This is a genomic window from Microbacterium sp. sgz311019 (assembly GCF_056135325.1).
This window is the reverse complement of the sequence record NZ_JBWAXO010000001.1, coordinates 1-20847: the sequence shown is the minus strand read 5'-3', so window position 1 is coordinate 20847 and position 20847 is coordinate 1. Positions and strand designations below refer to the sequence as shown.

19 protein-coding genes are annotated in these 20847 nt (G+C 70.8%); 7 read left to right on the top strand and 12 right to left on the bottom strand.

What is annotated here, in order from left to right; all coding sequences use genetic code 11:
• Positions 1–5: 5 nt before the first annotated feature.
• The gene (ffh, locus tag AC0NZN_RS00095) at positions 6–1565 is read right to left on the bottom strand and encodes a signal recognition particle protein (RefSeq protein WP_474590231.1); all 1560 of its coding nucleotides are present in this window, start codon (positions 1563–1565) and stop codon (positions 6–8) included.
• A gap of 96 nt (positions 1566–1661) precedes the next feature.
• Positions 1662–2630: a TetR family transcriptional regulator gene (locus AC0NZN_RS00090; RefSeq protein WP_474590230.1), complete on the bottom strand. Its 969-nt coding sequence runs from the start codon at positions 2628–2630 to the stop codon at positions 1662–1664.
• A 78-nt stretch (positions 2631–2708) separates the two neighbouring features.
• Between AC0NZN_RS00090 and AC0NZN_RS00085 the strand changes: the two genes are divergently transcribed.
• The 3 genes from AC0NZN_RS00085 to lipA are packed head-to-tail and all read left to right on the top strand — an operon-like array spanning position 2709 to position 5095.
• Positions 2709–3395: an ArsR/SmtB family transcription factor gene (locus AC0NZN_RS00085; protein WP_474590229.1), complete on the top strand. Its 687-nt coding sequence runs from the start codon at positions 2709–2711 to the stop codon at positions 3393–3395.
• Between the two features lie 21 nt (positions 3396–3416).
• Positions 3417–4100: a lipoyl(octanoyl) transferase LipB gene (gene lipB, locus AC0NZN_RS00080; protein WP_474590737.1), complete on the top strand. Its 684-nt coding sequence runs from the start codon at positions 3417–3419 to the stop codon at positions 4098–4100.
• Positions 4097–5095: a lipoyl synthase gene (lipA, locus tag AC0NZN_RS00075; RefSeq protein ID WP_474590228.1), complete on the top strand. Its 999-nt coding sequence runs from the start codon at positions 4097–4099 to the stop codon at positions 5093–5095. Before lipB ends, lipA begins: the two co-directional genes overlap by 4 nt.
• 12 nt (positions 5096–5107) lie before the next feature.
• On the opposite strand, the gene AC0NZN_RS00070 is transcribed toward lipA, so the two are convergent.
• The 3 genes from AC0NZN_RS00070 to smc form a co-directional block, all read right to left on the bottom strand.
• Positions 5108–5608 carry a DUF2004 domain-containing protein gene (locus AC0NZN_RS00070; protein WP_474590227.1) on the bottom strand — a complete coding sequence of 167 codons (501 nt, stop codon included), beginning with the start codon at positions 5606–5608 and terminating at the stop codon, positions 5108–5110.
• Between the two features lie 107 nt (positions 5609–5715).
• A complete protein-coding gene (ftsY, locus tag AC0NZN_RS00065) occupies positions 5716–6588 on the bottom strand; it encodes a signal recognition particle-docking protein FtsY (RefSeq protein ID WP_474590226.1) in 873 nt (290 codons plus the stop codon).
• 30 nt (positions 6589–6618) lie between these two features.
• Positions 6619–10140, bottom strand: a complete 3522-nt coding sequence (smc, locus tag AC0NZN_RS00060; protein ID WP_474590225.1) for a chromosome segregation protein SMC — start codon at positions 10138–10140, stop codon at positions 6619–6621.
• 895 nt (positions 10141–11035) lie between these two features.
• On the opposite strand from smc, the gene AC0NZN_RS00055 reads away from it, so the two are divergent.
• From AC0NZN_RS00055 to AC0NZN_RS00045, 3 genes are read left to right on the top strand one after another with little or no spacing between them, the layout of a single operon-like run.
• Positions 11036–11296 (top strand): hypothetical protein, encoded by a 261-nt coding sequence (locus tag AC0NZN_RS00055; RefSeq protein ID WP_474590224.1) that lies wholly within the window; start codon positions 11036–11038, stop codon positions 11294–11296.
• A 51-nt stretch (positions 11297–11347) separates the two neighbouring features.
• Positions 11348–12433 (top strand): GNAT family N-acetyltransferase, encoded by a 1086-nt coding sequence (locus AC0NZN_RS00050; RefSeq protein ID WP_474590223.1) that lies wholly within the window; start codon positions 11348–11350, stop codon positions 12431–12433.
• Positions 12430–13518: an N-acetyltransferase family protein gene (locus AC0NZN_RS00045; RefSeq protein WP_474590222.1), complete on the top strand. Its 1089-nt coding sequence runs from the start codon at positions 12430–12432 to the stop codon at positions 13516–13518. Before AC0NZN_RS00050 ends, AC0NZN_RS00045 begins: the two co-directional genes overlap by 4 nt.
• A 77-nt stretch (positions 13519–13595) precedes the next feature.
• Here the strand turns inward: AC0NZN_RS00045 and mutM are convergent, their stop codons facing one another.
• The 7 genes from mutM to AC0NZN_RS00010 form a co-directional block, all read right to left on the bottom strand.
• On the bottom strand, positions 13596–14510 hold the full coding sequence (gene mutM / locus AC0NZN_RS00040; RefSeq protein ID WP_474590221.1) for a bifunctional DNA-formamidopyrimidine glycosylase/DNA-(apurinic or apyrimidinic site) lyase: 915 nt from the start codon (positions 14508–14510) through the stop codon (positions 13596–13598).
• The gene (rnc, locus tag AC0NZN_RS00035; RefSeq protein ID WP_474590220.1) at positions 14510–15208 is read right to left on the bottom strand and encodes a ribonuclease III; all 699 of its coding nucleotides are present in this window, start codon (positions 15206–15208) and stop codon (positions 14510–14512) included. Before rnc ends, mutM begins: the two co-directional genes overlap by 1 nt.
• Positions 15209–15218: 10 nt before the next feature.
• Positions 15219–15428: a 50S ribosomal protein L32 gene (gene rpmF, locus AC0NZN_RS00030; RefSeq protein ID WP_005050211.1), complete on the bottom strand. Its 210-nt coding sequence runs from the start codon at positions 15426–15428 to the stop codon at positions 15219–15221.
• Between the two features lie 18 nt (positions 15429–15446).
• Entirely contained in the window at positions 15447–15938 is a 492-nt protein-coding gene (locus tag AC0NZN_RS00025) for a YceD family protein (protein ID WP_474590736.1), read from the bottom strand.
• A gap of 115 nt (positions 15939–16053) precedes the next feature.
• Positions 16054–16551 (bottom strand): pantetheine-phosphate adenylyltransferase, encoded by a 498-nt coding sequence (gene coaD, locus AC0NZN_RS00020; RefSeq protein WP_474590219.1) that lies wholly within the window; start codon positions 16549–16551, stop codon positions 16054–16056.
• A 31-nt stretch (positions 16552–16582) separates the two neighbouring features.
• Positions 16583–18754 carry an ATP-dependent DNA helicase RecG gene (locus tag AC0NZN_RS00015; RefSeq protein WP_474590218.1) on the bottom strand — a complete coding sequence of 724 codons (2172 nt, stop codon included), beginning with the start codon at positions 18752–18754 and terminating at the stop codon, positions 16583–16585.
• A complete protein-coding gene (locus tag AC0NZN_RS00010; RefSeq protein ID WP_474590217.1) occupies positions 18751–20088 on the bottom strand; it encodes a serine hydrolase domain-containing protein in 1338 nt (445 codons plus the stop codon). Before AC0NZN_RS00010 ends, AC0NZN_RS00015 begins: the two co-directional genes overlap by 4 nt.
• Positions 20089–20160: 72 nt before the next feature.
• Between AC0NZN_RS00010 and rsmD the strand changes: the two genes are divergently transcribed.
• Positions 20161–20727 carry a 16S rRNA (guanine(966)-N(2))-methyltransferase RsmD gene (gene rsmD, locus AC0NZN_RS00005; protein WP_474590216.1) on the top strand — a complete coding sequence of 189 codons (567 nt, stop codon included), beginning with the start codon at positions 20161–20163 and terminating at the stop codon, positions 20725–20727.
• Positions 20728–20847 lie beyond the last annotated feature (120 nt).

Sequence of the window (20847 nt, the reverse complement as noted above, 5' to 3'; positions counted from 1 at the left end):
GATGCTCAGCGGTTGCCGAACAGCTTCTGGATCTCGGCCATGTCGGCCTCGGTCGGCGCGCCCTGGGGAGCCGCTCCCCCGAGCCCGAAGCCCGAGCCGGTCGGGGTGGCGGGAGCCGCCGCGATGCCGGCGTTCTCCGCTGCCCGCTTCGCCGGGTTGCCCGAGCGCGATCCGGAACGGCCCTTCTGCTGCGCCTTGCCGCGCTTGCTCGACGCGCCGGGCTTGCCCACCGGACCCATGCCGGGGATGTTCGGCATGCCGCCTCGGGCGACGGTCTTCATCATCTTCGCGGCCTGGTCGAAGCGCTGCACGAGCTGGTTGACGTCGGTGACCGTCATCCCCGAACCGCGCGCGATGCGCAGCCGGCGCGAGCCGTTGAGGATCTTCGGGTTGCGGCGCTCGCCCGGCGTCATCGAACGGATGATCGCCTCGGTGCGGTCCATCTCGCTGTCGTCGAAGTTCTCGATCTGCTGCTTCATCTGGCCCATGCCCGGGAGCATCCCGAGCATCTTCTTCATCGACCCCATCTTCTTCATCTGCTGAAGCTGGTCGAGGAAGTCCTCGAGGGTGAACTGCTCGTTGGCGAGCTTCTCGGCGACCTTGCGGGCCTCGTCCTCATCGAAGGCGGCCTGTGCCTGTTCGATGAGGGTGAGGATGTCGCCGAGATCCAGGATGCGGCTGGCCATGCGATCCGGGTAGAAGGGCTCGAGGTCGTCGAGTCCCTCACCCATCGACGCGTAGATGATCGGGCGGCCGGTCACCGAGGCGACCGAGAGCGCGGCACCGCCGCGCGCGTCGCCGTCGAGCTTGGAGAGGACGACGCCGGTGAAGTCGACGCCCTCCTGGAAGGCCTTGGCGGTGTTGACGGCATCCTGGCCGATCATCGCGTCGATGACGAACAGCACCTCGTCCGGGTCGACGGCACGGCGGATGTCGGCCGCCTGCTTCATCATGTCGGCGTCGACGCCGAGGCGCCCGGCCGTGTCGATGATGACGATGTCGTGCTGCGCCCGACGCGCCTGCTCTACGCCGTCCCTGGCGACCTTCACCGGGTCGCCGACGCCGTTGCCGGGCTCGGGCGCGTAGATCGCGGCCCCTGCCTGCTGCGCCACGACCTGCAGCTGGTTGACGGCATTCGGTCGCTGGAGGTCTGCGGCGACCAGGAGCGGCGTGTGCCCGTCCTTCTCCAGCTGCTTCGCGAGCTTGCCCGCGAAGGTCGTCTTGCCTGACCCCTGGAGTCCGGCGAGCATGATCACGGTCGGCGGGTTCTTCGCGAACTGCAGACGGCGCTGCTGGCCACCGAGGATCGCGACGAGCTCCTCGTTGACGATCTGCACGACCTGCTGCGCAGGGTTCAGCGCTCGGTTGACCTCGTCGCCGAGGGCGCGCTCGCGCACCTTCGCGGTGAACTCCTTGACGACCGGCAGCGCGACGTCGGCGTCGAGCATCGCGCGCCGGATCTCGCGCACGGTGCCGTCGACGTCCGCGGGCGTGAGCTTGCCCTTGGTGCGGAGGTTGCGGAAGGTCTCGGTGAGCCGATCGGAGAGCGTGCCGAAGGTAGCCATGATCCCCCGATTCTACGGGAGCCTTCCGGGCGCCCTGTCGGACCGGATTCGGACCCGAAGGGGCCGTGCTGTGCTCGATCCGCGTTCAGCCCGCACTCACTCGCCGGCGCCGAGCTCCTGGAAGAGCGTGAGCTGCAGGTCCGCCGGGCCTGCGAGGCGCGCGTTGAGCGATCGCCAGGGCGTCTGACGGACGGGGGCGAGGACCGTCGCCCCGGCAGCCTCCAGCCGCCGCGTCTCCTCGACCGAGTCGGCGACCTCGAACGCCAGGCGGATGTGCGGGCTCGCCACGCCGTCGGTCTCGACGCGATCGATGAAGCGCACCTGGGCCGCGTTGGCGAGCTCCAGCGTCGCCCGACCCGCACCGAGGATCGCGACGCGCGCGCCGCCCTCGCCGTCGTACGACTCCTGCTCCACGAGTCCCAGCGTGTCTCGGTAGAACGCGAGGGCTGCGTCCAGGTCGTCGGCGGCGACCACGACCCGCAGCTGCGACACGCGGCTCGGTGCCGCCTCGGCCGCGATGGCCAGGGCGCGCAGGACGGTCGGCTCCAGCGGCGCGCGGCCGGCGCCGTCGTGCGCCCACGACCAGACGGCGGCGAGGACCGCGGCGGCGTACGCCGCTCCGGCGATCTCCGCCCGCATCGTCTCGGCACCGTCGCGCTCCAGGTGTCGCGACACGGCATGGGCGATGCGCGTCCGGCGCACCGACGCCTCGCGCGACAGCTCCTCCTCGAGCCCCATCGCCTCGGCGTTCACGATCGCGAGAGCCAGGCTGTCCGGCACGAACCCCCTCAGTGCATCGGCCAGGGCGGTGCCGACGGGCTGGGCATCGGCCGCGTCCAGCCGGGCCGCCGCATCCGCGAGCCGCTCGTCGAGACCGGACCACAGGATGTCGGACTTCGAGGAGAAGTAGTTGAAGAAGCTGGAGCGGCTGACGCCCGCGCGCGCAGCGATGTCGCCCACCGAGGTGGCGGCGTAGCCGCGCTCGAGGAAGAGCTCGCAGGCGGCCTCCGCCAGGGTCTCGCGGGACGACGCCTTCGGCCGGCCCGCCCGGGACTCGCTCGACATGCTCCCACCCTAGGACCGTGCAGTGCGGGCGGTGATGCTTCGGCGTCGACCGAAACGTTCCGGACTATCGTCACGTGCATGACGAAGGATCTCACCGCCATCGGGCGCGCGCTCTCCGCGCCGGCCCGCTCGGACATCCTCAATCTCCTGCTCGACGGCTCGAGCCGTCCGGCGAGCGAACTGGCGCAGGCGGCGGGCCTGGGCGCCTCCGCGACGAGCGAGCACCTTTCCGTGCTGCTGGACGCGGGGCTCGTCGACTGCTCCCCGGCGGGGAGGCACCGGATGTACCGCCTCGCCGACGGGGAGGTCGCTGCCGCGCTCGAGCACCTCGGGCATCTGTGCCCGGACACCGCGCCCCTCACGTACCGTCGCTCGAGGGAGGCGGCGTCGCTGGCAGAGGCGCGATTCTGCTACGACCACCTCGCCGGACGGCTCGGCGTGAACCTGGCCGGGGCGATGGTCAGCCGGGGATGGCTGACACCGCAGGACCTGGATCTGACGGATGCGGGCCGTGCCGCCCTGGAGCAACTCGGGGTCGACGTCTCCGTGCCGGCCACGCGCAGGCGCATCACCCGGCCTTGCCTCGACTGGACCGAGCGCCGACCGCACCTCGCCGGCGCCCTCGGCGCCGCGATCGGGGACAGGTTCCTCGCCGAGGACTGGGTGCGGCGGGTACCGGGCGGACGCGGGCTCGTCGTCACCGACGAAGGCCGACACGCCTTGCGCGAGCTGTGGGGCGTCGAGCTCGCCGCTCTCGCAGCCTGACCGGGCTCCGTCGCCAGGGGTATTGTTGGACGCGATCCACAAACGCGCCACAAGCGAAGGAGCAGCGTGCTCGAGATCCAGACCGTCGGCCTCGCCCCGGACTACATCCCCTTTCTCGACGGATGGGCGCTGCAGCGCAGCATCCATGCCGATGTCGTCGCAGGAACGCGACCCGACACGCTGCTGCTCCTCGAACACGAGCCCGTCTACACCGCGGGCGCGCGCACGGCGCGGCATGAGCGCCCGGCCGACGGCACTCCCGTCGTCGACGTCGACCGCGGCGGCAAGATCACGTGGCACGGCCCCGGACAGCTCGTCGGCTACCCGATCGTCCGCCTGCACGAGCCGATCGACGTCGTGGCGCACGTGCGGACGCTCGAGCACGTCCTCATCGGCGTGCTCGCGACCTACGGAGTCGAGGGCTACCGGGTCGAGGGACGCAGCGGCGTGTGGGTGCGCCGGCCGCTCGGCGAGGACAAGGTCGCCGCGATCGGCGTCCGCGTGCAGCGGGGGGTGACGATGCACGGCTTCGCGCTCAACTGCGACAACTCGCTCGCCGCGTTCCGCAGCATCGTCCCGTGCGGCATCTCCGACGCCGGCGTGACGACGCTCAGCGAGGTCGCCGGCGCGGAGATCTCCCCCGCCGACGTGCTCGACACCGTCTCGCGTGCGTTCGAGACCGAGTACGCAGGGGTCGCGGCGTGAGCGCCGCACCCGAGGGGCGCCGGATGCTGCGCCTCGAGGTACGCAATGCCGAGACGCCGATCGAGCGCAAGCCCGAGTGGATCAAGACCAAGGCGAAGCTCGGACCGGAGTACCAGGCGCTGCACTCCCTCGTGAAGGACGAGGGCCTGCACACGGTGTGCCAGGAGGCCGGCTGCCCGAACATCTACGAGTGCTGGGAGGACCGGGAGGCGACGTTCCTCATCGGAGGCTCGCAGTGCACCCGGAGATGCGACTTCTGCCAGATCGACACGGGCAAGCCCGCCGACTACGACGTCGACGAGCCGCGGCGCGTGGCCGAGAGCGTGCAGCGGATGCAGCTGCGCTACGCGACCGTGACGTGCGTCGCCCGCGACGACCTGCCCGACGGCGGTGCGTGGCTGAACGCGGAGACGGTGCGCCAGATCCACGCGCAGAACCCCGGCACCGGGGTCGAGCTGCTGGCGACGGACTTCAACGGCGACCCCGCGCTGCTGCGCGAGGTGTTCGAGGCGCGGCCGGAGGTCTTCGCGCACAACGTCGAGACGGTCCCGCGCATCTTCAAGCGCATCCGCCCCGCGTTCCGCTACGAGCGCTCGCTCGACGTGCTGACGCAGGCGCGCAATGCCGGGCTGATCACGAAGTCGAACCTCATCCTCGGGATGGGCGAGGAGCCGGAGGAGGTCGTCCAGGCCCTCCAGGACCTGCACGACGCCGGCACCGACATCGTCACGATCACGCAGTACCTGCGTCCCTCGCCGCGCCACCTGCCCGTCGCGCGCTGGGTGCGCCCGGACGAGTTCGTCGGCTTCAAGGAGGAGGCGGAGCGCATCGGCTTCCTCGGTGTGCTCGCCGGTCCGCTCGTGCGCTCGTCGTACCGGGCGGGGCGCCTGTGGGCGCAGTCGATGATCTCGAAGGGCCGCGACATCCCGCCGCACCTGTCCCACCTCGCGCGCGACATCGCCGAGCACGGCCTCGGGTTCGCGCAGGCCGTCTGAGACCCGGCGGACTCAGTCGGCGCTCGTGACCGAGAGCACCGATCCGTCGGAGTCGAGGTTCACCAGCAGCACGTCGTCCGTGGCATCCGGATCGAGCGCGTACTCGAGCACCGCGAACGGGTCGGATCCGCCGTGCTCGTCGGCGAGGATCGTCATGCTCATGAACTGCAGCGAGCGGATGACGTCGATGTGGAGGTCGCCCGAGACGTCGACGAGCAGGCCCTCGATGTCGTCGCCGAGCTCCTCCTGCTGCTGCAGGATGTACTCGGTCACCTCGCTCGTGCGGTCGTCGAGCTCGGACACCATCGCGTTGCGTGCGGCGACATCGAGCGACTCGAGCGATGACACCATGGCCGCGGCCACATCCAGCGCCGCCTGCGAGACGTCGTCCTGATCCGGCGCGGTGAGATCGACCGTCACCGCCTGGTCGCCGAGCTCGACGGTCTCGGACCAGAAGATGGACCCGTCGGGTCCGGATTCGAGGAGTCCGAAGAAGTCGTGCTCGATGGCCATGACCCCATAGAACCAGGGTCGGGCCGGATGCGGTAGACCGTCGCTCGGCGCGTCGGCCCTCATTCCGAACGGGCCCGCGACAGGCCTATTCGGACAAACGATGGGGATCAGTCGACGAGGGATGCCGCGAACACGTGCGGCGTGAATCCGGTGAGGTCGTCGATGCCCTCGCCCTGCCCCAGCAGCTTCACCGGGATGCCGGTGCGCTCCTGCACAGCGAGCACGAAGCCGCCCTTCGCGGAGCCGTCGAGCTTGGTGATCACGAGGCCCGTCACACCGGCATGCTCGAGGAACGCCTCGGCCTGCATCACGCCGTTCTGGCCGGTCGTGGCATCCAGGACGAGCAGCACCTCGCTGATCGGCGCCTGCTTCTCGATGACGCGGCGGATCTTGGTGAGTTCATCCATCAGGCCGCCCTTGGTGTGCAGGCGACCCGCGGTGTCGACGATGACGATCTCGGTGCCGGTGCGCTGGGCGTACTCGATGGTCTGGAAGGCGACGGATGCCGGATCCTGCCCCTCGCGCTCGGGCCGCACGATCGCGACCCCGGAACGCTGGGCCCACGTCGCGAGCTGGTCGACGGCCGCAGCACGGAACGTGTCGGCCGCGCCGACCACCACGCTTCGCTCGTACCGGCGGAGGAACTTCGCGAACTTTCCGATCGTCGTGGTCTTCCCGACGCCGTTGACCCCGACGACGAGCACGACCGCCGGGCGCTCCGTGAGTTTGAGCGTCGTGTCGAACTTCGCGAAGTGCTCCTCGAGGGTCTCCTTCAGCATGCGCTGCAGGTCCTTCGGATCCGTCGTGCGGTACCGGTCGACCTTCGCGCGGAGCTCGTCGACGATCCGCTCGGTGATGTCGGGACCGAAGTCGGCCGTGATGAGCGCCGTCTCGAGGTCGTCCCAGGTGGTCTCATCGATCGTGGGCTTGACGAACAGGCCACGCAGCGCGCGGCCGAGCGACCAGGAGCTCTCTGCCATCCCCCCAGCCTACGAGAGCGCGCCTGAGCGTCAGGCCGAGGCGCGCTCGCGGGCGACGCGCTGACCAACGACGGCCGAGACGCCGTCCTGACGCATCGAGACGCCGTAGAGGGCGTCTGCGATCTCCATGGTCCGCTTCTGGTGCGTGATGACGATCAGCTGGCTCGAGGCGCGGAGCTCCTCGAAGACGCCCAGCAGGCGCCCGAGGTTGGCGTCGTCGAGGGCTGCCTCGACCTCGTCGAGGATGTAGAACGGGCTCGGCCGTGCCATGAAGATCGCGGTCAGCAGGGCCACGGCCGCAAGCGACCGCTCGCCGCCGGAGAGCAGCGACAGCCGCTCGATCTTCTTGCCGACGGGGCGCACCGACACCTCGATGCCGGTCGTCAGCGGGTTCTCCGGGTCGGTGAGGGCGATCTGCCCCGTGCCGCCGGGAAACAGGATCGGGAAGACCTGGGTGAACGCGGCCCTGGTGTCGTCGAACGCGGCGAGGAAGATCGCCACCATCCGCTCGTCCAGCTCCTCGATGATCGTGAGGAGGTCCTTGCGCGTCTGGGTGAGGTCGGCGAGCTGCTCGACGAGGAACTTGTGGCGCTGCTCCAGCGCCGCGAACTCCTCGAGAGCGAGCGGATTGACCCGCCCGAGTTGAGCGAGCTTGCGCTCGGCGTCCTGCAGGCGGCGGCGCTGCTGGGCTCGGTCGAACGCGACGGGCTCGGCATCCTCCTCCCCCGCCGGGATCTCCTGGTCGGGGCCGTACTCCGCGATGAGCACGCTCTCCTCGAGCCCGAGCTCGGACTGGATGCGTTCGATCAGGCTCGAGACGTGCAACCGCTTCTCGTGGATCTGCAGCTCGAGCCCGTGCACGCTCTCGGTCAGGCCGCTGAGCCGCTCCCGCGCCGCGAGCTCCTGACCGCGCAACTGGGACAGCTCGGCGGTCACCGCGGTCCGGGCGCTCTCGGCCGTCGCGAGCTCGATACGGGCCTGGGTGACGGAGCGGTCCACCGAGTCGAGGAGCGGAGGCAGGCGCTCGGCGACGGATGCCGCGACCTCCCGCTGCAGGCGGCGGATGGCCGAGCGGCGCGCCGACTCCTCTGCAGCCGCCCGCTCGCGCTCGCGCTGGCGCTCCAGGCCCGTGACGCGGGCCTCGCCGGCGCGGATGCGCTCCTTCATCGTCTCGACGTCCAGCCGCGCGCGCATGTCCGCGTCCCGCGTCTGCTCCAGTGTGTCGAGAACGCCGTCGCGCGCCGAGGCGTCGAGGATCGGACGCGGCGCCTCCAGCGCCGCGTTCAGGCGCGTCCGTGCGGCGTGCGCGGCAGCCTCGGCATCCGCTACCGCCGTCTGCGCCTGCCGCAGACCCGCCTCCAGGCGCTCGCACTCCGACACCGCCGCCTCGTAGGTCACGCTCGCGCGGTTGACCCGCTCCGTGTGCGCGGCGAGCGCGGCGTCGTGGGCGCGGAGCGCCTCGAGCGCCTCCTTGGTGTGCCGGCGGGCGGCTTCCAACTCCTGCGAGCGCTCGGTGAGCGCCTCGCGCAGCGAGTCGGCGACGACGGTGATCTCTTCGAGGCGCTCGGTCGCAGCATCCCTCTCCGCCGTGAGCTCCAGGCGCGACCTGCCGGCGCCCGATCCGACGCGGAGGGCGTACTCGGTCATGACCTCGCCCGCCCGTGTGACGACGGTGACGGGGCGGCCCGATCCCGCCTCGGCGAGTCGCGCGATGGCGGTGAGCGCCGCATCCAGGTCATCGACGATCGCCACGTGCGACAGGAGTCCGAGCACGCCGTCCGGGGCCGCGACGACGTCGCCTGCGGCGACCGCACCCTCGATCCCCTCGATGCCTGTGGTCGCGGGGACCGCGCCGGGCTCGGCGAGGGCGATCTCGACGACGCCGATGTCGGAGCCGCGCACGGCGTCCGCTGCAGAGCGCGCGTCCGCGGGCGTGCCGACGAGGACGCCCTCGGCCAGCGGCCCGAGGACGGCGGCGATGGCTGCCTCGTACCCGGGACGCACCTGGACGTGATCGCCGACCAGACCGCGGATGCCGTGGCCGCCGGCGGCGATGAGCTCGGTGGCGCCGTTGCGCACGTCCAGCGCACGCCCGAGCGCCGTCGACTGCGCGCGCAGCGCATCGATCTCACGCTCGGTGGCGTGCAGCCGCTCGCGCAGCTGGCCGACACCTGTCTCAGCCTCCGTCGCGGCGCGCTGAGCGCGCTCGTACGTCGCGGCGTGCTCGGCGGACGTGCCCTCGGGCACGAGATCGGGGTCGAGCCCTTCGAGCGCATCCTCCGCCTGCGCGCGACGCGTGAGCGCCTGGTCGAGAGCCGTCTGCTGGCGGGCGACGGCGGCCTCGACGGCGGCGAGGGCGGATGCCGCAGCATCCGCCTGTCCGCGCAGCGACGTGATCCGCATGTCGTGCTCGGAGACGAGTGCGCTCTGCGCGGCGATGTCGGCATCCAGTGCGTCGAGCTCTGCCCGAGCCCGCGTGACGTCGCGCGCGGCAGCGGCCGCCGCATCCTGGGCCGCGCCGAGGCCGGCGGAGATCTCGTCGATCTCCGCACGCGCCTCGTCGATGACGGCTTGCGTCACGGTCGTCTGCGGGCCGATCCCGTCGTCGTCGGCGGCGAGCAGTGCCAGACGCTGGCCCGTGAGCGAGTAGAGGCCCCGCAGGCGCTCCTGCACCTGCTCCAGAGCGAAAGCGACGCGCCGGGCGTCGTCGACCCCCTCGGCGCGCTGCTGCTCCTCGAGGTGCTCGATGCGCACGCGCACCGTCTCGACCTGCTCCTGCAGCACGAGGCGGTCGGCATGGCGCTCCTGCTCGGTGTGCGCGTATGCGGCGAGCTCGGAGCGCAGGCCCACCAGCTCGTCGGCGAACAGCCGCGCCTTCGCGTCGCGGACGACCGCGGCGATGGTCGCCGCTTCCCGGGCGATCTCGGCCTGGCGCCCGAGCGGCTTCAGCTGACGACGGAGTTCGCCGGCGAGGTCGCTCAGGCGCGTGAGGTTCGCCTCCATCGCCTCGAGCTTGCGGAGCGTCTTCTCCTTGCGGCGACGGTGCTTCAGGATGCCGGCGGCCTCCTCGATGAATCCGCGGCGATCCTCGGGCGACGCCTGCAGGACGGAGTCCAGTCGCCCCTGCCCGACGATGACGTGCATCTCTCGGCCCAGCCCGGAGTCGCTCAGCAGCTCCTGCACGTCCAGCAGGCGGCAGGTGTCGCCGTTGATGGCGTACTCGCTCGTCCCGTTGCGGAAGAGGGTGCGACTGATCGTCACTTCGGCGTATTCGATCGGCAGCGCACCGTCGCTGTTGTCGATCGTGAGCTGCACCTCCGCGCGCCCGAGCGGTCCGCGCGTGGACGTCCCGGCGAAGATGACGTCCTCCATCTTGCCGCCGCGCAGCGTCTTGGCGCCCTGCTCGCCCATCACCCACGCGAGGGCGTCGACGACATTGGACTTGCCGGAGCCGTTGGGGCCGACGATGCACGTGACGCCGGGCTCGAACGCGAACGTCGTCGGCTGGGCGAAGGACTTGAAGCCCTTGAGCGTCACGCTCTTGAGGTGCATGGATGCGCCCTCCCTCACCGCCGCGCGCACAACCGCACCGGCGCGGTCTGCGTCGGCCGCTCACCACGGTACCGGACGCCTCCCGCGCCCCCGCGGATCGGCGCGACACGCCGATGAGCCTCGCTTCGCGCGCAGCGCATTCGAGAGCGGTTCTGCGTCCCGAGTCGTGTCGGGCGGCGTCGACGATGACGAACAGGAATTCGATTGCGCACCCGGCATCCCGCCCACGACGGATGTCGGCGGCCTCAGCCGCGTGGCGGGCGGCGCGTGCCGGATCCTGGGCCCCGGGTGGCGTTCCGTCTCGGATGCACATGGGCAGTGGCTCCAGGTTCTCGTGGCGCATGCAGCAACCCGTCAGCGGAAATCGGCCATCTGCCGACGCCCACCACGTCATCGGTCCGTCATCGCCGCTCCCTATCGTCGGGCGCGCAGGTTTCGGCGATACCTTCGCAACTGCTGCCACAGGCTCGACCGGCCGTACTGCCGCATCCCGCTGACCGGAACGCGCCTTACGCGGCCGCTCGCGACACGCCGGGCGTTCATCCAACCTCTTGACGACCTGTGAATGTCTGCGCTAGCGTCGGTGACCGCATCCAGCGTTGAAAGGAGGTCACCGATGATGCTCACGAACATTCCCCGCACGCGGCGTATGACGCCGCCGGCATTCCTTGCCGTCGCAGGAGGAGTCTGCCCGGTGACCTCTGCGTTCCGCTCCGCAGCTCTGACCGCGATCTGACGACTCGTCAGGAGCGCTCCGCCCGTCGCCACTCGGCGACCCGGCATCGCCGTTCCGGCTGAGCACGCAGCTTCTGCGTATCCTCCCGCTCGCTCCGAGCGGACACGACCCACCTCGTCTCTCCGAGGGCCCGTCGCCCTCACCTTCTGAAGGATTCCCATGCATACCGCCTTGTCCACCGTCCGATCGAGCGATCAGGACACCACCGTCTACGTCGTGGATCCCACGACCATCGACCATCACCTGCCCCTCGGCGAGCGCCTGTCGCTGCGCCTGGCGGTCTGGCTGCTCGTCCACAGCGCGCATCTCGCGCAGGCCGACCGGCAGAACCGGTCCCGCCACCACGAGAACTCCCGGGACCGCGAGCACCGCGAGCACTACGCGCTGCGCGCCACCGTCCTCGGCAGTCACCTCGACTGATGCGGCGGCGCGGCACCGCGCCGCCGCATCCCCACACGAAAGAAGCGATCCATGCACACCACGACTCTCGGCCTCGAACTGCGGCCGATGCCTGTACCCGCCACCCTCGATGCCGAGGATGCCGCCGACTTCGTCGACATGGTCCGCGTCCGCAACCTCGTCTACCGCGAGATCTCGGGGCACGGCGACTTCGACGTCACGCCCGGCGAGCTGCTGCCCGCGCTGCAGCCGACCCCGTACACCGACCGGATGTTCTGGAACGTTCTGGTCGACGGCGAGCTCGTCGGGCGGGCGGGTCTCGATCTGCCGCTCGAGGACGGCTCGCGCGTCGGCTTCTGGCGCGTGGAGCTGCGGCGCGATTCCTGGGGCCGGGGCGCGGGCACCGCGGCGTACGAGCTCATCGAGCGCATCGCACGGGAGCGCGGGCGCTCCGTGCTCCAGACGTCGGCCGAGCACCCACAGGCGGACGGCCCGCGCCTCGAGGCTCCGACGGGCTTCGGCAGCATCCCCGCCGACCGCGCCGCGCGCTTCCTGCGCGACCGCGGCTACTCGCTCGAGCAGGTCGTGCGCATGAGTGCACTCACGCTCGACGACGACACGTTCGCCCGAGTCGCGGCCCACCTGGCTGTCGCGAAGGAGGTCTCGCGAGACTACCGACTCGTGTCGTGGGATGCGCCGACTCCTGCGGCGTTCGCCGCCGGCTATGGCGCGGTGAAGGCAGCGATGAGCACCGATGCGCCCGCCGCCGGAATCGAGTACGACGAGGAGGTGTGGGATGCCGATCGCGTCGCCGCACACGCCCGCCGGTACGTCGACGCAGGCCGACGGCTGCATGTGACCGCGGCCCAGCACATCGCGACGGGAGAGCTCGTCGCCTTCACCGAGCTCGTCATCGGGCACGACCTGTCGGCGACGACCCATCAGGAGGACACGCTCGTCGCGCGGGCGCATCGGGGTCACCGGCTCGGGATGCTCGTCAAGTCGGCCGCCCTGCTCGCCTGGCGCGACATCGCACCCGAGTCGCGCCGGGTCATCACGTTCAACGCGGAGGAGAACCGACCGATGCTCGACATCAACGAGGCGCTCGGCTTCACTCCGGTCTCATACGAAGGCGAATGGAAGAAGGATCTCTCATGAGCGTCACGACGACGATCGAGACCAGCCGGGTGACCGTCCCGGAATCCCTGGATGCCGAGGATGCGGCCGACCTGCGCGAGTGGGTGCGCATCTGGAACGCGAGTGCGGAGGCGGATGCCGGCCACGACGCGCTCCAGGAGGAGCCCGAGTCGGTCCTCGGCTTCTGGCGGGCGACCGACGACTGGGCCAGCATCCCGTTCATCGCCCGTGTCGACGGGACCATCGTCGGTGCCGCCGTCGTGCGGATCGCCACCGAGGAGGGGCATACCACTGCCGAGGCGGACCTGTGCGTGCTGCCTGGGAGCCGCGGATCGGGTGCGGAGGAGGCGCTGCTGGCCGAGATCGAGCGCACCGCGCGGGAGCACGGCCGCACGAGGCTGCAGAACTTCACCCTGCACCGCCCGGATGCGCCGCAGCACGAACTGCGACCGCCGAGCGGGTGGGGCGCCATTCCGGCCGACGATCCGCAGACGCGCTTCATGCTCGCCAGCGGCTTCCGGCTCGGGCAGGTCGAGCGCACCAGCGCCTTCGATCTGCAGGCGGATCCCACCCCCGTCCAGCGCGCCTTCGACGAGGCCGTCGCCTTCGCGGGCCCGGACTACCGGTACGTCGACTGGAGCGCGCCGACCCCGGAGGAGCATCTCGACGGGTTCGCGTACGCGATCTCTCGCATGGATACGGACATCCCCGCCGGCTCGCTGGTCATCGAGCCCCAGCACTGGGATGCCGACCGCATCCGGCGGCGCGACGTCCGCCAGAAGGCGCAGGGCCTGAACGTCTCCGTGGCCGCGGTCATCCACGTGCCGTCGAACCGGATCGTGGCGTTCAACGAGCTCGTGATCGGCGGCGACCCCACGGCGGCGACCTCTCAGTTCGGCACCTTGGTGCTCCGGGAGCACCGCGGCCACCACCTCGGGATGGTCGTCAAGTGCGGCAACATCCTGCGCTGGCGTGGGCTGTTCCCTCAATCGCCCCGGATCTCGACCTTCAACGCTGAGGAGAATCGGCCCATGCTCGACATCAACGAGGCCATCGGGTTCCTCCCGATCTCGTACGCCGGCGCATGGGAGAAGGAGCTGTCCTGAGGAGCATTCAGCTCACCCCCCCGGACGTCGCCCGCGCGCTCAGGCGAGCGCTGGGGTGGCGAGCGCCGCCCGCGCACTCAAACGAGCGCGCGGGTGGCGAGCGCGAGCCGCTGGCAGTGCCGGCAGAAGTGGCTCGAGCGGTTCATGAACGCATCCCGGACGATGGGCCGGCCGCACCGCGCACACGGCTGGCCCGCGCGGCCGTAGACGTTCAGCGAGTGGGCGAAGTACCCCGCCTGGCCGTTCACGTTGACGTACTGGGCGTCGAAGCTGGTGCCGCCCTCGGCGAGCGCCTTCTCGAGCACCGCGCGAACCTCGGTGAGCAGGCGCCGGACGGCGCGCGTCGAGAGCAGGTTCGCCGGCGTCTCGGGATGGATGCGGGCAGCCCACAGCGACTCGTCGGCGTAGATGTTGCCGACACCGCTCACGACGGTCTGGTCCAGCAGCACGCGCTTGATCGCGGAGCTCTTGTGCGCGAGGAGCTCCCGACAGAGCCGGTCGTCGAACGCCGGATCGAGCGGGTCGCGGGCGATATGCGACACCTGGCCGGGCAGGAGCGCAGCATCGGTCCCCCATCCCGCGGCCGCACCGTCGGCAGTCGGCACCAGGCCATCGATCGCGAGCGACCCGAAGGTGCGCTGGTCGGCGAAGACGACGGCCACCTCGCCGTGCTGGGGGTGCGAGATGTCGAGCCTCACCCGCTCGTGCCGCTCGGGCGGAGCACCCGCGGGGCGCAGGAGCAGCTGGCCGCTCATGCCGAGGTGGCCGATGAGCGCGTGCGTCCCGTCGTCGATGCCGAGCCACAGGAACTTGCCCCGGCGCGCGGCGAAGGTGAAGGAGCGGCCGGTGAGGCGTGCCTCGAAGTCGGCCGCACCGCCCTCGTGACGGGTGATGGCGCGCGCGTCGAAGACGGATGCCGCGACCACGGTGGCGCCGATGACCGCCGGCGCGAGGCCGGCGCGGACGACCTCGACCTCGGGAAGCTCGGGCATCAGGTTCCGGTCGCGCGGCCGCTGAGCTGATGCCACGCGCGCAGCGCCGCGGCCATCTCGGCGTGCTTCTTGCTCGACCCGATCCCGTCCGTCGTGAGGTCGCCCACGGTCACCACTGCGGTGAACGTACGGTCGTGGTCGGGGCCGGTCGACGTGACGGTGTAGATCGGAGCGTGCCGGCCGAGCCGGGCGGCGACCTCCTGCAGCGCGGTCTTCGGATCCACCGCGGCGCCGTAGCGCTCCGGGTCCGCGAGCAGCGGCTCGACCAGTCGCTGCACGAGTCCGGCGGCGGCATCCGGACCCGCCGACAGGTACGTCGCGCCGATGAGCGCCTCGGTCGTGTCGGCGAGGATCGAATCCTTGTCGCGGCCGCCGGTCTGGTTCTCGCCGCGGCCGAGGCGCACGAACGCACCGATGCCCATGCCTCGAGCGACCTCGGCGAGGGCCGCGGTGGACACGACACTGGCGCGGCGCTTCGCCAGCGATCCCTCATCGAGGTCGGGGAGCGTCGTGTACAGCAGGACGGTCACCGCCTGCCCGAGCACCGAGTCGCCGAGGAACTCGAGGCGCTCGTTGTGCGGCACGCCGCCGTGCTCGTACGCCCAGGAGCGGTGCGTCAGAGCAAGAGAAAGAAGCTCGGGGTCGATATCGACCCCGAGCTTCTCGAGGAGTTCGCGCTGATGCGCTCTGTCCGTCAACGGAGCCCGATCAGATGTCGGCGACCTTGCGGCCCTTGTACTCCAGGAACAGCTCGGTGCCCTGCGAGTCGGTGACGACCTTCGCCTGGTGAGGGCGGCTGTAGACGACCTTGCCGTTCTCGACGGTCTTGACGAGCGTGGGGGCCTCGGCCTTCCACTGCGCGCGACGCGAGCGGGTGTTGGAGCGCGAAACCTTGCGCTTCGGGGGGTTGCCTGCCATGGTTCTTCTCTTTCGTTCCTAGGTCCGGGGTGTCGGCTCGGGGTCCGAGCCGTCAGCCGGCTCCTCGGCGAATCCGGCGAGCGCTGCCCAGCGTGGATCGAGGGGCTCTCGCGGTTCCGCGTCGGCGTTGTCGGCACGCAGTTCGCCCGTGACGGGATCGAGTCCCGGGCAATCCGGCCGACAGACCGGCTGAAACGGAAGCGAGAGGACGATGGTGTCCCTGACCGCGGTTTCAAGATCCACGTGGTCGTCTTGAACCTCGAAGTCACTCGCTTCTTCTCCAGGATACGCGAAAAGCTCCTGGAACTCGACTTCGACGGGCGCGGCGATCGCGGTCAGGCACCGACCGCACACTCCGGCATACGTTCCACGGATGTCCGCGGTGACGAGAATGCCCTCGTGCACGGACTCGAGTCGCGCATCGATCTCGAGCGTCGAGCCGCCCGGAATGGAGACGAGTCCCTCGCCCCACTTCGCGGTCAGCACCGGGTCGAGTTCCACTTCGCGCATCTCACCGGGGTGTCGGACGATGTCGCGCACGTTGACGCTGAAGGGGCCGGGTCTGCGATTCCTCACCCCGGAATTCTAGCGGGGGCTGTGCGTGCGAAGGCGGAGGGGAGGCGGCTCAGATGCCGCGAGAGCCCGTGTCCAGGAATCGCGCGACGGCGGGCGGCACGAAAGGCGACACGTCGCCGCCGAGGCCGGCGACCTGGCGGACGAGCGAGCTGGAGACCAGCGCGTGCGCGGGGTCGGGCAGCAGGAACACGGTCTCGATGCCGGCGAGGTGACGGTTCACGATGGCCATCGGGGTCTCGTAGGCGACATCGACCTGCGACCGGATGCCCTTGACCAGGATCCCGGCTCCGACGTCGGATGCGTAGTCCACCAGGAGCCCCATGGCCCAGGATGCGACGACCACATCGCCGTCGATGCCCCCCTCGGCGATCGACTGCTCGAGCAGGGTCAGGCGCTGCGCGATCGGCAGCATCGCCTCCTTGCCCGGGTTGTGCACCACCACGACGTGGGTCGTGTCGTACAGCGATGCCGCGCGCCGGATGACGTCCAGATGGCCCAGAGTCGGCGGGTCGAACGATCCCGGCACGACCGCGATGCGGTTGCTCACGGCATCCACCCTATCGGGACGTCCGGAGCGCTCAGCTGCGCGCCATCGCCGCGCGCTCGGTGGCATCCAGTCGCCGCTCGATGGCGGCGGCGAGACCCCGATGGGACTTCAACGCGGGGTCGGCCTCGAGGATGCGCTCCGCCTCCTGCCGCGCGAGGGCGATGAGATCGCCGTCCTTGACGACGCGCAGCAGCCGCAGCGACGTGCGGGCTCCGGACTGCGCATCGCCTAGCACATCCCCCTCACCGCGCAGCTCGAGATCGACCTCGGCGAGCTGGAAGCCGTCGAGGGTCGCGGCGACGGCGTCCACCCGCTCCCGCGCCGGCGAGCCCGTCGGGGCCTCGGTCACAAGCAGGCACAGACCGGGAACCTCACCGCGCCCGACGCGCCCGCGCAGCTGGTGCAGCTGCGAGACGCCGAATCTGTCGGCCTCGAGGATGACGATCGTCGAGGCGTTCGGCACGTCGACGCCGACCTCGATCACGGTCGTGGCGACGAGGACGTCGATCTCTCCCGCCGCGACGGCGCGCATCGTGGTGTCCTTCTCGTCCGCCGACATCCGTCCATGCAGGATCGCGATGCGCACATCGGCGAACAGCGGATGCCGCGACAGCAGATCAGCCGCCTGCACGACCCCCCAGCGGGCTCGTGCGGACTCCCCCGCGACCGTCGCCTCCGGCGCCTCCACGTCGTCGGTGGAGGCGGATGCCGATGAGGCCTCGGCATCGATCGCGGCGCACACGACGAACACCTGGTGGCCCTTGCCGACCTCCTCGGCGACACGCTCCCACACCCGAGCGAACCACGCGGGCTTCTCGTCCAGCGGCGCGACGAACGTCTCGATTCCCGCACGGCCAGCGGGCATGGTGCGGATCGTGGAGACGTCGAGGTCGCCGAAGACGGTCATCGCGACGGTGCGTGGAATGGGCGTCGCCGTCAGCACCAGGGCGTGCGGGCTCGTGCCCTTGGCCCGCAGCGTCTCGCGCTGTTCGACGCCGAAGCGGTGCTGCTCGTCGACGACGACGAGACCGAGGTCGGCGAACGTCGTGCGGTCACTGAGAAGCGCGTGGGTTCCCACGACGATGAGCGCTTGACCGGCGGCCACGCGGAGCGCCGCCTTCCTGCGCTCCGCCGCCCCCATCTGTCCCGTGAGCAGCGTCGGCATGAGCTCGGGGGCCAGCTGAGGTCCCAGCATCCGCGTCATCGAGCGCAGATGCTGCGCCGCGAGCACCTCGGTCGGGGCGATGAGCGCGGACTGCCCGCCCGACTGAGCGACCTGCAGCATGGCGCGCAGCGCCACGAGGGTCTTGCCGGAGCCCACCTCACCCTGAACGAGACGATTCATCGGCCAGTCGCCCTGCAGGTCGGCGGCGACCTGGGCGCCGACAGCCTGCTGGTCGGGCGTCAGCGGGAACGGCAGGCCCGCGTCGAAGCGCTCGAGCAGCCCGCCCGGCGCGCGCGAGACGGCCGACAGCGCGCGGACGAACTGCCGCTGCTGCAGGAGCGCGGTCTGCAGCACGAGGGCCTCGTGCATGCGGAGGGTCCGGCGTGCGGGCGGGATCTGATCCTCGAAGTCCGGCCGGTGGATGCGCTCGATGGCGTCGCGCGCCGACAGGAGCTTGTGCCGCTGCCGGAGCTCGTCGGGCAGCGGGTCGGCGACCTCCCCGAGTCCCTCGAGGACGAGCGCGATCACCTTCTGGATCTGCCAGGTCGACATCGCCGAGGTCGCCGGATAGATCGGGATCGGCAGATTCGCGTACGCCTCGGCGTTCATCTGCGCCTCGGCCTCGTCGTCGAACAGCTGATAGTCGGGATGCGCGAACTGCTTGCCGCCGCGGTACTCCCCCACCTTGCCGGCGAAGATGCCGCGGCGGCCCGGGCGCAGCTCGCCCAGGCGCCACGCCTGATTGAAGAACGTCAACGAGACCTCGCCGCGGCCGTCGCCGATGACGACCTCGAGGATGCTGCCTCTGCGGTTCTGCATCCGTCGTTCGCCGGCGCTCTTGATCTGGGCGACGATCGTGACCTGATCGCCGACGTTGAGGGAGGAGATGGGTGTGAGCTCGCCGCGGGTCGCGTACCGGCGCGGGTAGTGCGACAGGAGGTCGCCGACGCTGCGCATGCCGAAGGCGCGCTCGAGCGCTTTGGACGTCTTGCCGCCGACGATGCCGTCCAGGCGCGCGTCGAGCGTGTACCCGGTCACACCCGCACCGCTCCCGCCGCGTGTGGCGTGCCCTCCCACAGCAGGGTGCGCCCGTCGAAGCCGACGTCGGTCCGAAGCTGCGCGCTGCCGTCCGCAGCGATCGCGAGCCGCTGAGTGAAGGGCTCCTCCAGCAGGCGCATGTCGACGACGAACTCGTCGCCCTGCCACCCTCCCGAGGAGGCGACCGGTCGCCCGTGGCGGATTCCGGGGACCCACGCATGCGGAGCGAACTCCAGCACCTGCCGCCCGATCTGCAGGGAGCCGCCCGCGATGCGGATCCGCGGGACCTCGTGGTCGTACGCGTATTCGACGGGCTCTGCGCGCAGGGCGCCGCCGAGCGGGGCGATCTCGAGTCGCGTCGGCACCTCGACCCGGCCAGCTCCGACACCCTCCAGGCCGGGCAGCAGCGCGTCCCACAGGATGTCGAGGGGTACCTGCGTCTCTTCCATGCCCGCCGTGATCGCGATGACCGCGTCATGCTCCGGCAGCACGATGACGAACTGCCCGAAGGCCCCGTCGGCGCGATAGCCGCCGTGACGGCAGCGCCAGAATTGATAGCCGTAACCCTGCCGCGAGTCCGGAACGCGCCCGCCCGCCGAATTGTCGGCGTGCATGCTCGTGGCGGTGTCGATCCACGCCGCAGGCACGATCTGCTCGCCGTTCCACACTCCGCGCTGAAGGAGAAGCTGCCCGAACGCCGCGAGCTCCTCCGGCCGCGCCGACATCCCGTACCCTCCGACGTCATAGCCCTGCGGGCTCTGCTCCCACGTGACCTCGCCGAAGCCCAGCGGCGCGAAGAGCCGCGGTCGCAGGTAGTCGACCAGGCGCATTCCCGCCGCCCGTTGGACGATCACCGCGAGCAGGTAGGTCGCGGCGGTGTTGTACGTCCAGTGCATCCCCGGACGATGTGCGAGGGGTGCGGCGAGGATGGTGCGCACCCAATCGCCCTCCTGCCAATCGGCGGGCTCCGTCTCATGCCCGACCGTCATCTCCAGAAGGTGGCGGACGCGGACCTCCTGCAGTTCGGCCGACGGCTCGGCGGGCGCCGCATCCGCCAGCAGCTCGACGACCCGGCCGTCGAGCGCGACGAGCCCCTCGGCGATCGCCAGCCCCACCGCCGTCGCGGTGAAGCTCTTGCTCACCGAGAACAGCAGCTGCGGCGCATCCCGTTCGTACGGCGCCCAGGTGGTCTCGCCGATGACGTGACCGTGGCGCACGATGGTGACCGTGTGGACGTGGGGGACGGCGTCGAGCCGCGCGACGACGTCGGCGACGGCCGCGGATGCCACGCCTTGCGACTCGGGGGATGCGCGAGGCAGGAGAAGCTGAGTCATCGCGCCAGACTATCCGCGACTCGCGACACCTGGCCGTGCGTGCCGGAGTCGGCGCCCGGGTAGGTTGTCGCTGTGACCCGCATCATCGCCGGACGCGCCGGATCCCTGAGCCTCGATGTGCCGGACGCCGGGACGCGACCCACGAGCGACCGCGTGCGCGAGTCCCTCTTCGGCGCTCTCGAATCCGCCGACGCCCTCCGCGGCAGCGTCGTGCTCGATCTGTACGCGGGCTCGGGTGCGCTGGCGCTCGAGGCGATCAGCCGTGGCGCCGCATCGGCTGACCTCGTCGAGAAGTCCCCGCGGGCCGCAGGCGTCGCGCAGCGCAACGCGGCCCGCGTCGCGAAGTCGGCGGGCGGACAGGCCGCGATCCGCGTGCATCGCCTCCCGGCCGACACATTCCTCGCCGGCGCGGCCGGTGCACCGACGTGGTCCCTCGCCTTCGTCGATCCGCCCTACGATCTCGGCGAGGTCGAGCTGGCCATGACCCTCGGCCGGCTCGCCCCGCGGCTGTCGGAGGGAGCGCTCGTCGTGATCGAACGGGCGAGCCGCTCCCCTGAGCCGTCGCTGCCCGAGACGCTGCGGCTCACTCGGTCCAAGAAGTACGGCGACACGACGCTCTGGTGGGCCGAGCGCGTCTAGGCCGTGTTGATCAAGTCTGATTTGATCCAGATCAGCGTGGCGGCGAGGCTGACGGCGGCTCGGTAGCTGCGGACGAGCTTGTCGGATCGCATCGCGATGCCGCGCCACTGCTTGAGCCGG

Excerpts from the sequence above, each read along its gene's own strand:
- ffh (WP_474590231.1), bottom strand. The coding sequence starts at position 1,565 with ATGGCTACCTTCGGCACGCTCTCCGATCGGCTCACCGAGACCTTCCGC.
- AC0NZN_RS00090 (WP_474590230.1), bottom strand. The coding sequence starts at position 2,630 with ATGTCGAGCGAGTCCCGGGCGGGCCGGCCGAAGGCGTCGTCCCGCGAG.
- AC0NZN_RS00085 (WP_474590229.1), top strand. The coding sequence starts at position 2,709 with ATGACGAAGGATCTCACCGCCATCGGGCGCGCGCTCTCCGCGCCGGCC.
- AC0NZN_RS00070 (WP_474590227.1), bottom strand. The coding sequence starts at position 5,608 with ATGGCCATCGAGCACGACTTCTTCGGACTCCTCGAATCCGGACCCGAC.
- ftsY (WP_474590226.1), bottom strand. The coding sequence starts at position 6,588 with ATGGCAGAGAGCTCCTGGTCGCTCGGCCGCGCGCTGCGTGGCCTGTTC.
- smc (WP_474590225.1), bottom strand. The coding sequence starts at position 10,140 with ATGCACCTCAAGAGCGTGACGCTCAAGGGCTTCAAGTCCTTCGCCCAG.
- AC0NZN_RS00055 (WP_474590224.1), top strand. The coding sequence starts at position 11,036 with ATGCATACCGCCTTGTCCACCGTCCGATCGAGCGATCAGGACACCACC.
- AC0NZN_RS00050 (WP_474590223.1), top strand. The coding sequence starts at position 11,348 with ATGCACACCACGACTCTCGGCCTCGAACTGCGGCCGATGCCTGTACCC.
- AC0NZN_RS00045 (WP_474590222.1), top strand. The coding sequence starts at position 12,430 with ATGAGCGTCACGACGACGATCGAGACCAGCCGGGTGACCGTCCCGGAA.
- mutM (WP_474590221.1), bottom strand. The coding sequence starts at position 14,510 with ATGCCCGAGCTTCCCGAGGTCGAGGTCGTCCGCGCCGGCCTCGCGCCG.
- rpmF (WP_005050211.1), bottom strand. The coding sequence starts at position 15,428 with ATGGCAGGCAACCCCCCGAAGCGCAAGGTTTCGCGCTCCAACACCCGC.
- AC0NZN_RS00025 (WP_474590736.1), bottom strand. The coding sequence starts at position 15,938 with ATGCGCGAAGTGGAACTCGACCCGGTGCTGACCGCGAAGTGGGGCGAG.
- AC0NZN_RS00010 (WP_474590217.1), bottom strand. The coding sequence starts at position 20,088 with ATGACTCAGCTTCTCCTGCCTCGCGCATCCCCCGAGTCGCAAGGCGTG.